Here is a 14,103-nt window from a genome sequence, read left to right as displayed (position 1 = left end):
CCTGCACTCCTGTCTCGCGCGGTCTCGCCCCTTGAACCGGGCAGACCGTCGTTTCCTGACAGGGGCGACCGTGACCTGCGTCACAGAGCGCTCAGAGGGTGCGGACCAGCGTCGCTCCGCGGGGCGTCGCCGACCACTGCCGCGTCGCGCGTTCCAGCTTGTCGGGGTTGGCCTGGCTGCGGAACGCGACGATGCCGTCCGCCGTGACCTCCAGGCACATGACGCCGATGACCCGGCCGCCGACAACCACGACCACGGCGGGGACCTCGTTGGCCGTCGTGAGGTGGATCTCCGCGGGACCCCCGAGGTGCTTGCGCAGCGCCTCGTTGGGGGTGAACAGGCTCCGCATGAACCGCGCGACCGCGAGCGCGCCCACGAAGGGGCTGGTGCGGGCCGGGACCTTCCCGCCGCCGTCGCCGACCGCCACGACGTCCGCGGTGAGCAGTTGGACGAGCGGTTCCGTCTGGCCGCCGGCGGCCGCGGCCAGGAACTCCTCGGCGATCCGCCGGGCCGCCGCCTCGTCGGCCCCGGCGCGGGTCCTGCCTTCCGCCAGGTGCTTCCCGGCGCGGTGGAACAGCTGCTGGCTCGCGGACTCGGTGGTGTCCAGGATCTCGGCGATCCTTGCGTGCGGATACCCGAACGCCTCCCGCAGGACGTACACCGCCCGCTCGTTGGGGGACAGCCGCTCCATGAGGGTGAGGACCGCGTACGAGACGGACTCGCGCTGCTCGGCGGTGTCGGCGGGCCCGAGCATCGGGTCCCCGGCGAGCAGCGGTTCGGGCAGCCACTGCCCCACGTACGTCTCGCGCCGGGCGCGGGCCGAGGCCAGCTGGTTGAGGCAGAGGTTGGTGAGGACCTTCGTCAGCCAGGCCGCGGGGACCTCGACGCGCTCGACGTCGGCGGCCTGCCAGCGCAGGAACGTGTCCTGCACGGCGTCCTCGGCATCGCTCGCCGAGCCGAGCAGACGGTAGGCGATGGCCTTCAGCCGCGGCATGGCAGCCTCGAACAGGTCCACCTGGTCCCCGGTCAGCGCCATGCCCCGGATCCTAACGGGAGCGGGCGGCGTCGTTCGGAGGGGCGGGGGCGGGGTAGCCGAAACGGTACGGGCGTGCCGGGCGCCCCTCGGTTCGGAGGTGGACGATGGGGGCGAAGAGACAGGCGTACAAGGAGCGTTGGCGCGACCAGTGGTGGGCCGTCGGACTGCTGGTGCTGGTGATCTGGGTCCTCGTCCGGCTGGCGTTCCGCGGCTGGTCCGCGTGGCCGGGGATCCTGGTCGGCGGTCTCGTCTACGCCGGTCTCATGACGTGGTTCCTGATGCGGCGCAGGCGGCGCGACGCGCGGGCCGTGGGGACCGAGCCGGGGCGGGTGCCGGAGCTGGAGCGCCGCATCGCGAAGAACGGCGAGCTGCCCGACGATCCGGCCGAGCGGCAGGCCATGATCCGGCTCATCCGGCGGCGCGAGGAGAAGCTGCGGCGCAACCGGTGGTGGGCCTTCCCGATGCTCGGGCTGATGTTCCTCGGGCTGCCGTTCCTCTGGTTCGCCTCCGGCAACGTGCCGGCCGGGCTGTGGATGCTCGGCTTCGGTGTGGCGTTCATGGGGTGGATGATCTGGTTCAACCGGCGCTTCGTGCGCCGCATGACCGCGATGCGGCGGCGGATCGAAGGTGTCGGAGGCTACGCGTAGCATCCGCCGGGTGAGGTATGGGGACGACCGGGCGTCCGGCGGTGGCGGCGGGTGGCGGTGCGACGGCGTCCGGTGGCCGGGCCCGGCCCCGGAGCTGACGTGGCGGCGTGACCGCGAGCCGCCGGTGGGCGGTGCGTGGGGCGGGAGCGGTGCGCCCGGCCGCGAGCCGCGGGGAAGCGCGGCCGACCGCGAGCGGGGCGTGCATGGGCGTGAGCGGGACGCGCGCGGGCCGAGGTCTGGGCGGGACGTACGTGAGCCAGGGCTTGAGCAGAGTGCGCGCGGGCCGGGGACCGAGCGGGATGTGCGCGGGCCGGGGACTGAGCAGGGCGTACGGGGGCCGGGGGTCGAGCGGCGGGTGAGTGTGCTCGCGTACGGGGCCGGGATCGGGTTCCGGGCCCTCGGGGAGCGGCACTGCGTCGGGGCCCGGGGCAACGTCTGCCCGCTGGGGGCCGTCGTGCCGGGGCGTTCCACCGGGGGGCGCTGCGCCGAGTGCGCGCGGCTGGACCGGGCGCATTCGGTGGCCGCCGACACGATGGCGGACGACCCCCGCACGTACCGCGTCTACCTCGCCTGGTTCGGCCCCGGCCTCGTCAAGGTCGGGATCACCGGCGAGGAGCGGGGCGCCGCGCGGCTGCGGGAGCAGGGGGCCGTCGCGTTCAGCTGGCTCGGGCGGGGGCCGCTCATGGCGGCGCGGCGGACCGAGGAGGTGCTGCGGGCCGCCCTCGGGGTGCCGGACCGGATCCCGTACGCCCGCAAGCGTGCCGTACGCGGCAGGCTGCCGGAGGAGGCGGAGCGGGCCGGTGCGGTGGCGGAGCTGTACGCGCGGGCCGCCGGGCTCGAAGGGCGTGGCTGGCCCGAGTCGTTGGAGCGGCTGCCGCTCGATGTCGTCGACCAGGTCGGGGTGTTCGGCCTCGACGGGGCCGAGGCCCCCGGCCGTTCGGTGCGGGAGCTCGTCGCCGGGGGCGTCGTCGCCGGGCGGCTCGTCGCGGCCGCCGGGCCCGATCTGCATCTGGCCGTGGACGGCGGTTCCGTCGTCGTGCTCGACACCCGGCTGATCACCGGCTGGGAGCTGGCACCGGTCTCCGGTGCCGGGCCGCTCGGTGTGCCGGTCGCCGAGATCGGCGGGGGCGGTGTGCAGGGTGGGCTGTTCTGAGGCGGCGACCAAGGACCAATGACCAAGGGCCGGTGGCCGGTGACCAAGGGCCGGTGACCGGTGACCGGCGGTGGCGGAGGGGGTGGGCGGGCGTGGTGGACGGAAACGACGACGCGGTGCGGTTCGCGGAGCGGCTCGGGCTGCCCGGGATCATCGACGTGCACACCCACTTCATGCCCGAGCGGGTCCTGCGCAAGGTGTGGGCCTACTTCGACGCCGTCGGACCGCTCACCGGCCTTCAGTGGCCGATCAGTTACCGGTACGAGGAGGAGCGGCGGCTCGCCGTGCTGCGGTCGTTCGGGGTGCTCCGGTTCACCGCGATGCTCTACCCGCACAAGCCGGGCATGGCCCGCTGGCTCAACGGCTGGGCCGCCGGGTTCGCCGCCCGCACGCCCGACTGCCTGCACACCGCGACCCTCTTCCCCGAGGAGGGCGTCCAGGCGTACGTGACGGAGGCCGTCGAGGCGGGGGCCAGGGTGTTCAAGTCCCACCTCCAGGTGGGCGGCTACGACGCCAACGACCCGCTGCTGGAACCCGTCTGGGGGCTGCTCACCGAGGCCGGGGTGCCGGTCGTCATGCACTGCGGGTCCGGGCCCGCGCCCGGGGCGTACACCGGGCCCGGACCGATCGGGCGGCTGCTGGCCCGGCATCCGCGGCTGCGGCTGGTCGTGGCGCACATGGGGATGCCGGAGTATGCGGAGTTCCTGGCGCTGGCGGAGGCGTACCCGCAGGTGCGGCTCGACACGACGATGGCGTTCACCGACTTCGGTGAGCGCTTGAGCCCCTTCCCGGTGGCGGAGCGCGGACGGCTCGCCGGTCTCGGCGACCGCATCCTGCTGGGGACCGACTTCCCGAACATCCCCTACCCGTACGCGCATCAGCTCCAGGCCCTGGAGCGGCTGGAGTTGGGGGACGAGTGGCTGCGGGCGGTCTGCCACGGGAACGCCGCCGCCTTGTTCGAGCTGCCGGAAGCTCAGCGAGAAACCCCCTAGGGGCTGCTGCAACCCGGACCGCTTTCTCAGGGAATTCACAGGATCGGGTCAGGCTTCTCTCACGGACGCCTCACAGAGTGGGCCCATGACGACGACGACCTCGCCCCAGGGGCGTACCGAACTGCTCCGGCCGGACCGTACCCCCGTGCGGGTCCTGGTCGTGGACGACGAGGCTCCGCTCACCGAGCTGCTCTCGATGGCCCTGCGGTACGAGGGGTGGGAGGTGCGCAGCGCCGGGGACGGGGACGCCGCGGTGCGGGCCGCCCGGGACTTCCGTCCGGACGCGGTCATCCTCGATGTGATGCTCCCCGACATGGACGGGCTGTCCGTGCTGGGCCGGATGCGCCGCGAGTACGCCGACGTCCCGGTGCTCTTCCTGACCGCCCGGGACGCCGTGGAGGACCGGATCGCCGGGCTCACCGCGGGCGGCGACGACTACGTCACCAAGCCGTTCAGCCTGGAGGAGGTCGTGGCCCGGCTGCGCGGGCTGATCCGCCGCTCGGGGTCCGCCGTGGCCGCCGGGCGCGGTGATTCGACGCTCGTCGTCGGGGACCTGGAGCTCGACGAGGACAGCCACGAGGTGTGGCGCGGCGGGGACGCGATCCACCTCACGGCCACCGAGTTCGAGCTGCTGCGCTTCCTGATGCGCAACCCGCGGCGGGTCCTCAGCAAGGCGCAGATCCTGGACCGGGTGTGGAACTACGACTTCGGCGGCCAGGCCAACGTCGTCGAGCTGTACATCTCCTACCTGCGCAAGAAGATCGACGCCGGACGGACCCCGATGATCCACACCCGGCGTGGGGCGGGGTACCTGATCAAGCCGGGCGAACCTCATCAAGCCCGCTGAACAGGCCGGCCGCCGGGGCGTGCCGCGCCGTCCGTGGACCCTGCGGACCCGGCTCGTCGTCTCCGCGGTCTCCCTGATCGCCGTCGTCGCCGCCGTCATCGGGACGGTCACCGCGATCGCCTTCCGCAGCTACCTGTACGACAAGCTGGACGACCAGCTGCACTCCATCGCCGTCCGCGCGGAGCGGCCACCGGGCCCCGGCCCGCTGCCCGAGGAACTGCGCGCGGCCGGGCCGCTGGCGTTCGTCGGCGGTGGCGGGCAGCCCTTCGGCACGTTCGGGGCGGTCGTCGGCGGCGACGGGGACGTCACCGCGTCGAAGGTCGTCGAGGACAGCGGGCAGCGCGCCCAGGACGCCCAGGAGAGTGCCAAGCCGTTGAGCGCGGAGCAGACGGAGGCCCTGGAGAGCGCCGCGCCCGGCACCGGTGAGGGGGCCCGGAGCGTCGAGCTGCCGGGGCTCGGGGGCTACCGGGTTGAGGCCGTCACCACCGCCGAGGGGCACACCGTCCTCGTCGGCATCCCCAGCGCCGAGGTCGGCGGTGCGCTGAACGCGCTGATCCTCGTCGAGGTCTGCGTCACCGCCGCCGGGCTGCTGGCCGCCTCCATCGCGGGCACGGTCCTCGTCGGGGTCGCCCTGCGGCCGTTGCGCCGGGTCGCCGCCACGGCCACCCGGGTATCCGAACTCCCGCTGCACAGTGGGGAGGTGGCCCTGGTCGAGCGGGTCCCGGACGCCGAGGCCGATCCGCGTACCGAGGTCGGGCAGGTGGGAGCGGCACTCAACCGGATGCTGGGACACGTCGGTTCGGCGCTCGCCGCGCGGCAGCGCAGCGAGACGCGGGTACGGCAGTTCGTCGCCGACGCCAGTCATGAGCTGCGCACCCCGCTGGCCTCGATCCGGGGGTACGCCGAGCTGACCCGGCGGGCCACGGGGCCCGACGAGCCGGAGCCCGGCCCGATGACCCGGCACGCCCTGGGGCGCATCGAGTCGGAGGCCGAGCGGATGACCGGGCTGGTGGAGGACCTGCTGCTGCTCGCGCGGCTCGATGCCGGGCGCCCCCTGTCGTACGCGGCCACGGATCTGCTGCCGCTGGTCGTGGACGCGGTCAGCGACGCGCGGGCGGCGGACGCGGCCACAGCGGTCGGCGGGGCCGGTGCGGCCGCCCTGGCCGGTGCTGGTGCTGGTGCTGAGGCCGGGGCGGGTGTGGCCGTGCGGCCCGGTGCCGGTGCCGGTGCCGACGCCTGTTCCGGCGCCGGTGGGGCGACGGACGCCGGGGCTCCGCATCGCTGGCGGCTGGAGCTGCCCGCCGAGCCCGTGACCGTACGCGCCGACCCCGCGCGGCTCCAGCAGGTGCTGGTCAACCTGCTGGCCAACGCCCGTACCCACACCCCGCCCGGCACCACGGTGACGGTCGGGGTGCGCACGCCGACCGCCGCGGGGGAGCCCGTCACGGTGGAGGTGCGCGACGACGGGCCCGGGATTCCGGACGCCCTGCTGCCTCATGTCTTCGAACGGTTCGCCCGCGGGGACGCCTCCCGGACCCGCGAGACGGACTGGGGGCGGGAGTCCGGGTCCACCGGGCTCGGCCTCGCCATCGTGCGGGCCGTCGTCTCGGCGCACGGCGGGAGCGTACGGGTGGCGTCCGAGCCCGGACGGACGGTCTTCACGGTCCGCCTCCCGCTTCCGGCACCGACCGGGACCGGCACGGACTCACAGGTCGGGGACAGGCTCACCACACCGGCGTGACAGCGCCGTTGGCGAACGTCGGGGTATGACAACCGACAGCCTCCACAGCGCACCCCCCGCGGGCGGTGGCGGACACCGCGGCGGCCGCCTCCCGGTACGGGAGCACCTCCCGGCCGGGGGCGCCGCCCCCGGCTCCGGCAGCCCCGTGCTCGACGTCGTGATCCCGGTCTTCAACGAGGAGAAGGACCTCCGCCCCTGCGTCCTGCGCCTCCACGACCACCTCGCGCGGACCTTCCCCTACCCCTTCCGGATCACCGTCGCCGACAACGCCAGCACCGACTCCACGCCCGCCGTGGCCGCCGCGCTCGCGGAGGGGCTGCCGGGGGTGCGGTCCGTGCGGCTGGCGGAGAAGGGGCGCGGGCGGGCGCTGCGCGCGGTGTGGTCCAGCTCCGACGCCCCGGTCCTCGCCTACATGGACGTGGACCTCTCCACCGACCTCAACGCCCTCCTCCCGCTGGTCGCCCCGCTGATCTCCGGCCACTCGGACCTGGCCATCGGCTCGCGGCTGAGCCGTAGTTCGCGGGTGGTGCGGGGGCCGAAGCGGGAGTTCGTCTCGCGCGCCTACAACCTGATCCTGCGCTCCTCGCTGGCCGCCGGGTTCAGCGACGCCCAGTGCGGGTTCAAGGCGATCCGCCGGGAGGTGGCCGAGCGGCTGCTGCCGATGGTGGAGGACAGCGGCTGGTTCTTCGACACCGAGCTGCTGGTCCTCGCCGAGCGGGCCGGGCTGCGCATCCACGAGGTGCCCGTCGACTGGGTGGACGACCCCGACTCGACCGTCCACATCGTGCGCACGGCCGTCGACGACCTGAAAGGCGTGTGGCGGGTGGGGCGGGCACTGGCCGTCGGGTCACTGCCGCTGGACCGGCTGGCCCGTCCCTTCGGGGACGACCCCCGGGACCGGGCGCTGAGCGGGGTGCCGCGCGGACTGGCCCGGCAGCTGGTCGGGTTCTGTGTCGTGGGAGCCCTGTCCACCCTCTTCTACCTGGTGCTGTACTCCCTCTTCCGGCTCGGGGTCGGCCCGCAGGCCGCCAACGCCGGGGCGCTGCTCGTCTCCGCCGTCGCCAACACCGCGGCCAACCGCCGCCTCACCTTCGGGGTACGCGGCCGGAGCGGCGCCGTCCGCCACCAGGCGCAGGGTCTCGTGGTCCTCGCCATCGGCCTCGCCCTGACCAGCGGCTCCCTGGCGGCCCTGGGCGCGGTCTCCGGATCGCCCTCGCACGGCACGGAACTCGCCGTGCTCGTCACCGCCAACCTCGCGGCCACCGTGCTGCGCTTCCTGCTCCTGCGCGCCTGGGTCTTCCCGGCCGGCGTCCACCGCGCTCCCGACTCCGAGGAACTCCGATGACCACGATCACCGCCCCCGCGCCCCCGGCCTCCGCGCCGCCCGCGCCGGACCGTGGGCCCCGCTGGGCCCGGCCCGCGCTGTACGGGCTGCTGCTGGCCGTCGGGCTCGCCTACTTCGCCGACCTCAGCGCCTCCGGTTACGCCAACTCCTTCTACTCCGCCGCCGTCCAGGCGGGCAGCCGGAGCTGGAAGGCGTTCTTCTTCGGTTCACTGGACTCCGCCAACGCCATCACCGTCGACAAGCCGCCCGCGGCGCTGTGGCCGATGGCCCTGTCGGTGCGGGCCTTCGGGCTGAACTCGTGGGCGATCCTGGCTCCTCAGGTCCTGATGGGCGTGGCCACGGCGGCCGTGCTGAACGCCGCCGTACGCCGTCGTTTCGGGCCGGTCGCCGGGCTGATCGCGGTGGGCGTCTTCGCCCTGACCCCGGTCGCCGCGCTGATGTTCCGCTTCAACAACCCGGACGCGCTGCTCGCGCTGCTGATGACGGTCACCGTGTGGTGCGTGCTGCGGGCGCTGGAGCGGGGCCGGACGATGTGGCTGCTGTGGGCGGGCGCGGCGGTCGGGTTCGCGTTCCTGACCAAGACCCTCCAGGCGTTCCTGATCCTGCCGCCGCTGGCCGTGCTGTACGCGGTGTGCGCACCGGTCTCCGTACCGAAGCGGCTCGGGCAGCTCGCCCTGTCCGCCCTGACGACGGTCGTCGCCGGTGGCTGGTGGGTCGCGGTCGTCGAGCTGATGCCCGCCGCCTCGCGGCCCTACGTCGGTGGCTCGCAGGACAACTCCTTCCTGGAGCTGACCTTCGGCTACAACGGGCTCGGCCGGATCAACGGCGAGGAGACCGGGAGCGTGGGCGGGGGCGCGGGCCCCGGCGGCGGCGGTGGCTGGGGTGAGACCGGCCTCGGCCGGATGTTCAACTCCGAGATCGGCGGCCAGATCGCCTGGCTGCTGCCCGCCGCGCTGATCCTGCTCGTGGCCGGGCTGTGGCTGACCCGGAAGGCGGCGCGGACCGACGCGGCGCGGGCCGCGTTCCTCGCCTGGGGCGGTGCGCTGGTGATGACGGCCGCGGTGTTCAGTTTCATGGCCGGGATCTTCCACCAGTACTACACGGTGGCCCTCGCTCCGTATCTCGCGGCGCTCGTGGCCATGGGGGTCACGGTGCTGTGGGAGGAGCGGGGCGCGTGGTGGGTCCGGGCGGTGCTCGCGGGCACGGTGCTCACCACGGCGGCCTGGGCGTACGTCCTGCTGGGCCGTACCCCGGACTACCTGCCGTGGCTGCGGTGGGCGGTGCTGGGCGCCGGGGTCGCCGGGGCGCTCGGGCTGCTGGCCGTGGGGCGGTTCGGCGGGCGGGGCCTGGCTCTCGCCGTGGTCGGGCTGAGCTGCGCGGCGTCGCTGGCGGGCCCGGCGGCGTACACCGTGAGCACGCTGGCCTCCGGCCATCAGGGGTCGATCGTGACCGCCGGGCCGTCGTCGGCCGGCCGCTTCGGGGCGGGCGGCCCCGGAGGTCCTGGCGGTCCCGGCGGTGACGGGGGAGCCGGGGGCGGTGGCCAAGGCGGCGGCGCACAGCCTCCGGGCGGCCAGGGGCAGTTCCCGGGACAGGGGCAAGGCCAGGGGCAGGCCGCGGGGCAGGCACCGGGCCAGGGCAGCCGGCAAGGGAGCCAGCAGGGCGGCGCGACCGGCACCGCACCCGGAGGCATGCCCACCGCTCCCGGCGGCACCCGCGGAGGCGGAGGCGGCGGCATGGGCGGGCTGCTCAACGGCGCGTCCGTCGACACCGAGGCGAAGGCGCTGCTGGCGAAGGACGCGGACGCCTACACCTGGGTCGCCGCGGCCGTCGGAGCGCAGAACGCCGCCAGCTACCAACTCGCGACCGAGGAGCCGGTGATGGCGATCGGCGGCTTCAACGGCAGCGACCCGTCCCCGACGCTCGCCCAGTTCACGGAGTACGTGGCGGAGGGGAAGATCCACTACTTCGTCGCGAGCGGCGGCACGGGCGGCGGCATGAACGGCGAGGGCGGCGGGGGCGGCCGGGGTGGCGGTCCCGGAGGCTCTTCCGGCACCTCTTCCCAGATCTCCTCCTGGGTGACGGAGAACTTCACCGAGGTCACCGTCGACGGCACCACGTTCTACGACCTGACGCGGCCGGTGAGTTGACCAGCCGGTGAGTTGACCACCGGGAGGCGACGGGACGTACGCGGGAACGGGACGTACGCGGCCGGAGTCAGAATCCGGCCGCGTACGTCCAGAAGTCCCGCATCACCTCGGGCGCGGCCGGTCCGCCCAGCTCCCTCTGCGTGAGCAGGACGGCGACCGTGCCCGTGGACGGGATCACGTGCGCCGTGGTGCCGGTGCCGCCGACCCAGCCGTACCGGCCGAGGACGTTCCACGGGGCCGTGGTCGCCACGTCCACCGCGCCGCCGAACCCCCAGCCCTGGCCCTCCGTGAACAGTCCGCTCGCGGCCCGCTGTCGCGGGGTCAGGTGGTCGCTGAGCATCTGGCGGACGGACTCGGCGGCCAGCACCCGGCCGCCGTCGTCCGCGAGGCCCCCGGCGAGCAGCATCCGGCCGAAGGCGGCCCAGTCGTCGGCCGTCGCCACCAGGCCGCCGGCGCCGGACGGGAACGCGGGCGGGCGGCTCCACTGTCCGTCGGGCGGGTCGACCAGCTCGGGCACCCCGGGCGAACCCGCCGCACCCGCCCGGTAGTAGCTCGTGAACCGGCCCAGCGCGGCGGGCTCCACGAAGAAGGCGGTGTCCGTCATCCCGAGCGGGCCGAACAGCCGCTCCGCCAGGTACGCGGGCAGCGGGCGGCCGGTGACCCGGGCGATGAGGACCCCGAGGATGTCGGAGCACGTGTTGTACAGCCAGACCTCGCCCGGCTGGTGCAGCAACGGGACACGGGACAGCGCGGCCATCCAGGCGTCCGGTGCGGGCACCGCCTGCGGACGTGGAGGGCCCTGCCCCAGGTCGGCGAAGAGGGCGGCGACGGCCGGGAGCGAGACGTCGGACGGGAAGCCGTATCCGGCCCGGAAGGTCAGCAGGTCCAGCAGGGTGATCGGGCGCACCGCGGGCACCACGTCGTCGAGCGGGCTGTCCGGGGTCCGGACCACCTGCGGCGACGCCAGCTCGGGCAGCCAGGGGGCGACCGGGTCGGCCGGGGCGATCAGGCCGTCCTCGACCAGGGTCATGGCGGCCGCGGCGACGATCGGCTTGGTGATCGAGGCGAGGCGGAAGAGGGAGTCCCGCCGCAGGGGCGCGGTGCCCGCCAGGTCCGCCGACCCGGCCGCCACCGCCTCCACCCGCTCTCCCCGGGCGACCAGGGCCACCGCCCCGGGCATCGACCCCGCGGCGATGTGGCGGTGCAGCAGTTCGTCCAGCGCGCTCATGGCCGTCTCCCTCGTGGTCGTCCCCCTCGTGGTGGGGCCCGCTCCGGCAGCGGCCCGCGGCTCCTCTCCTGCCGCCGGTCGTGGCGGCGGATTCCGGGCCCGGAGGTAGGACTCCCGGGCCCGCCCGGACTCATCGCCCGCGCCCGCGCAGCACCAGGTCCGCGACCACCGCCCGGTGGTCCGACGCCGTGCTCTCCGGCACCCACGCGCGCCGCACCCGGACCGTGTCGGACACCGCCACGTAGTCGATCCGCTTGACCGGGGCCTGCGCGGGGAAGGTCGGCGCGCCCGGGTCGGCGTCCGTCAGCTCCCGCCACAGCGGGGCCAGCTCCGGGGCGGCGGGCTCCGCGTTCAGGTCGCCGAGCAGGATCTTCGGACCCCGGTCCTCGGCCATGATCCGCCGGGTGTCGGCGACCTGGGCCGACCGGACGGCGGGGTCCGGGCGGTAGTCGAGATGGGTCGTGTACACGTGCACGGGGTGCCCCTTCACCCGTACGACGATCTCGCCGAAGCCCGGGGCGGGAGCGGGGACCGGGTCCGGGTCCTGGGTCGAGAGCCGGGTGATCTCGTGGTTCTCGGCGGCCAGGACCGGGGTGCGGGAGAGGAGCGCCACGCCGAACTCCCTTCGGGGGAGCCCTGGTTCGGCCGGGTCCAGGCTGTAGATCGGGGCGAGGAACACGTGCATGCGCAGCCGCCGTGCCAGCTCGCCCGCCAGGTCCCGCCACCGGCTGCGCTCGCCCCAGTGCCGGTCCACCTCCTGAAGGCCGATCACGTCGGCGTTCAGCGAGCGGAGTGCGGCCGCCTGACGGTCCAGGGCGAAGACGTCGTCCAGGTCCGTCCCGGCGTGGATGTTGTACGTGGCGACGCGCAGCGGCACGGCGTCGGACGCGACGGCCTGAGCCGGGGTCAGGGCCAGGGAGGCCGCCAACAGGGCTCCCGCGAGGAGGGCTTGAGCCGTGGGGCGGCGGAGGTGAAGAGGGTGGCGAAGGGGACGAGAGCGGCGGAGGTGACGGGGGCGGCGAAGGGGACGGGGCGACATGGCTCTCCAACCGGCCGGTGGTTCGCGCGGGGTGTCGGGTCCGGACCGGGAAACCGTAGCGGCTCGACCCCGCCGGGTCCCGTGGCGCGGCGGTGTGGCGGCGCCGCCTCGCCACTTGTACGGCGTACAGGGATTGCTCTACGGTGTATGTCCTCAGCCCTGTACACCGTATAGTCACGCCTCGCGCAGCGGAAAGCCGCAGCGGACGGCCGCACCGGAAAGCCTGGCGGGAGAGCCGCGCCGGAAGGCAGCAGCGGGCGCCGCGCCGGGGTCCCAGGAATCCGTAGGAGCCCGTATGACGACGCCCGCCGCCGCTCAGCGGCACGACCGCGCCCCGCAGGGGTATCCGCAGCGCTGGCTGATCCTCGGCGTCATCTGCCTGGCTCAGCTCGTGGTGCTGCTCGACAACACCGTCCTCAATGTCGCGATCCCCTCCCTCACCGCGGAGCTGGACGCCTCCACCGCCGATGTGCAGTGGATGATCAACGCCTACTCGCTCGTCCAGGCGGGACTGCTGCTCACCGCGGGCAGCTCGGCCGACCGCTACGGGCGCAGGCGGATGCTGCTCGTGGGTCTCGTGCTGTTCGGCGCCGGTTCGCTGGTGGCCGGGCTCGCGCAGTCCTCTGGCCAGCTCATCGCGGCCCGTGCGGGGATGGGCGTCGGCGGGGCGCTGCTGCTCACCACCACCCTCGCCGTCGTGGTGCAGATCTTCGACGACACCGAGCGGGTCAAGGCCATCGGCATCTGGTCGACGGTCTCCTCGCTCGGCTTCGCGGCGGGTCCGCTGTTCGGCGGATTCGTCCTCGACCACTTCTGGTGGGGCGCGATCTTCCTCATCAACATCCCGGTCGCCGTGATCGCGCTGGTCGCCGTGGCCCGGCTGGTGCCGGAGTCGAAGAACGCGCGGGGCGACCGGCCCGACCTGCCGGGGGCGCTGCTCTCGACCGTCGGTATGACGGCGGTGGTGTTCGCGATCATCTCCGGCCCGGAACACGGCTGGACCTCCGGCCGGGTGCTGATGTCGGCGTTCGCCGGGGTCGCGGTGCTCACCGGGTTCGTCCTGTGGGAGCTGCGCGTCCCCTTCCCGATGCTCGACATGCACTTCTTCCGGAACCAGAAGTTCATCGGCGCGGTGGCGGGCGCGCTCCTGGTCGCCTTCGGCATGACCGGCTCGCTCTTCCTGCTCACCCAGCACCTCCAGTTCGTGCTGGGCTACGGGCCGTTGGAGGCCGGGCTGCGGACGGCGCCGATGGCCCTGACCGTGGTCGCGATCAATCTGACGGGGCTGGGCGCGCGCCTGGTCGGCAGGGTGGGGACGCCCACCGCCATCGCGGCCGGGATGAGCTCGCTGGCCGCCGGGCTCGTGGCCATCGCGGTGCTGGGGCGGCACGGGTACGGCGGGATGCTGTTCGGCCTGATCGTGATGGGCGTCGGGATCGCGCTGGCGATGCCCGCGATGGCCAACGCCATCATGAGCGCCATCCCGCCGGAGAAGGCCGGGGTGGGCGCGGGGGTGAACGGCACGCTCGCGGAGTTCGGCAACGGGCTCGGGGTCGCCGTGCTCGGCGCGGTGCTCAACGCCCGCTTCGCCGCGCTCGTACCGGCCGCCGTCGGCGCGGGTTCGCTGCCCGCGGCCCTGGCGTCCGCCGACGGGCCCGGGGAGCGCGAGCTGATCAAGGACGCGTTCGCCTCGGGGCTGGAGACCAGCCAGCTGGCCGGTGCGGTCGCGGTGCTGGCGGGCGGGCTGCTCGCCGCGCTGCTGCTGCGGAGGGCCGAGCGGGCGGAGGCGGCGGCGCGCCCGGTCCAGGCGGCTGACCAGGTGGAGAAGGCCGGGGAGCGGGCAGAATCGACGGGACCGGCGGCATAGCATCGGACGGGACGCGCGTACCGGACGTCGACCGTCCGGTACGCCGCTCCGCCCCCGGGGC

General features: G+C 74.5%; 11 protein-coding genes. 8 read left to right on the top strand and 3 right to left on the bottom strand.

The annotated features are described in order from the left end of the window. Window positions 1-91: 91 nt before the first annotated feature. Complete coding sequence (gene sigJ, locus ACIRRU_RS26520) at window positions 92-1,036, bottom strand: RNA polymerase sigma factor SigJ (RefSeq protein ID WP_403684495.1); 945 nt, start codon at window positions 1,034-1,036, stop codon at window positions 92-94. A gap of 104 nt (window positions 1,037-1,140) precedes the next feature. Between sigJ and ACIRRU_RS26515 the strand changes: the two genes are divergently transcribed. The 7 genes from ACIRRU_RS26515 (at window position 1,141) to ACIRRU_RS26485 (ending at window position 9,908) form a co-directional block, all read left to right on the top strand. After that, a complete protein-coding gene (locus tag ACIRRU_RS26515) occupies window positions 1,141-1,683 on the top strand; it encodes a hypothetical protein (protein WP_363203583.1) in 543 nt (180 codons plus the stop codon). 301 nt (window positions 1,684-1,984) lie between these two features. Further along, complete coding sequence (locus tag ACIRRU_RS26510) at window positions 1,985-2,836, top strand: DUF2797 domain-containing protein (RefSeq protein ID WP_403684492.1); 852 nt, start codon at window positions 1,985-1,987, stop codon at window positions 2,834-2,836. A gap of 92 nt (window positions 2,837-2,928) precedes the next feature. Next, a complete protein-coding gene (locus ACIRRU_RS26505; protein ID WP_403684490.1) occupies window positions 2,929-3,828 on the top strand; it encodes an amidohydrolase family protein in 900 nt (299 codons plus the stop codon). An 85-nt stretch (window positions 3,829-3,913) separates the two neighbouring features. Next, window positions 3,914-4,675 (top strand): response regulator transcription factor, encoded by a 762-nt coding sequence (locus tag ACIRRU_RS26500; RefSeq protein ID WP_403684487.1) that lies wholly within the window; start codon window positions 3,914-3,916, stop codon window positions 4,673-4,675. Window positions 4,676-4,694: 19 nt separating this feature from the next. Next, a complete protein-coding gene (locus ACIRRU_RS26495) occupies window positions 4,695-6,416 on the top strand; it encodes a sensor histidine kinase (RefSeq protein WP_403684484.1) in 1,722 nt (573 codons plus the stop codon). A 25-nt stretch (window positions 6,417-6,441) separates the two neighbouring features. After that, window positions 6,442-7,761: a bifunctional glycosyltransferase family 2/GtrA family protein gene (locus ACIRRU_RS26490; RefSeq protein WP_363203586.1), complete on the top strand. Its 1,320-nt coding sequence runs from the start codon at window positions 6,442-6,444 to the stop codon at window positions 7,759-7,761. Next, window positions 7,758-9,908, top strand: a complete 2,151-nt coding sequence (locus ACIRRU_RS26485) for an ArnT family glycosyltransferase (RefSeq protein ID WP_403684481.1) — start codon at window positions 7,758-7,760, stop codon at window positions 9,906-9,908. The genes ACIRRU_RS26490 and ACIRRU_RS26485 overlap by 4 nt, the downstream gene beginning before the upstream one ends. A gap of 67 nt (window positions 9,909-9,975) precedes the next feature. Here the strand turns inward: ACIRRU_RS26485 and ACIRRU_RS26480 are convergent, their stop codons facing one another. Together ACIRRU_RS26480 and ACIRRU_RS26475 are read right to left on the bottom strand one after the other, a co-directional pair. After that, window positions 9,976-11,136 (bottom strand): serine hydrolase domain-containing protein, encoded by a 1,161-nt coding sequence (locus ACIRRU_RS26480; protein ID WP_403684479.1) that lies wholly within the window; start codon window positions 11,134-11,136, stop codon window positions 9,976-9,978. Window positions 11,137-11,266: 130 nt separating this feature from the next. Then, window positions 11,267-12,175 carry an endonuclease/exonuclease/phosphatase family protein gene (locus tag ACIRRU_RS26475; protein WP_403684476.1) on the bottom strand — a complete coding sequence of 303 codons (909 nt, stop codon included), beginning with the start codon at window positions 12,173-12,175 and terminating at the stop codon, window positions 11,267-11,269. Between the two features lie 295 nt (window positions 12,176-12,470). On the opposite strand from ACIRRU_RS26475, the gene ACIRRU_RS26470 reads away from it, so the two are divergent. Beyond that, on the top strand, window positions 12,471-14,042 hold the full coding sequence (locus ACIRRU_RS26470; protein ID WP_403684475.1) for an MFS transporter: 1,572 nt from the start codon (window positions 12,471-12,473) through the stop codon (window positions 14,040-14,042). Window positions 14,043-14,103 lie beyond the last annotated feature (61 nt).

This window comes from Streptomyces sp. NPDC101181 (assembly GCF_044767975.1).
In the GTDB taxonomy this organism is placed as follows: Bacteria; Actinomycetota; Actinomycetes; order Streptomycetales; family Streptomycetaceae; genus Streptomyces.
The sequence above is the reverse complement of the archived record's forward strand: the minus strand, read 5'-3'. Positions and strand labels throughout refer to the sequence as shown.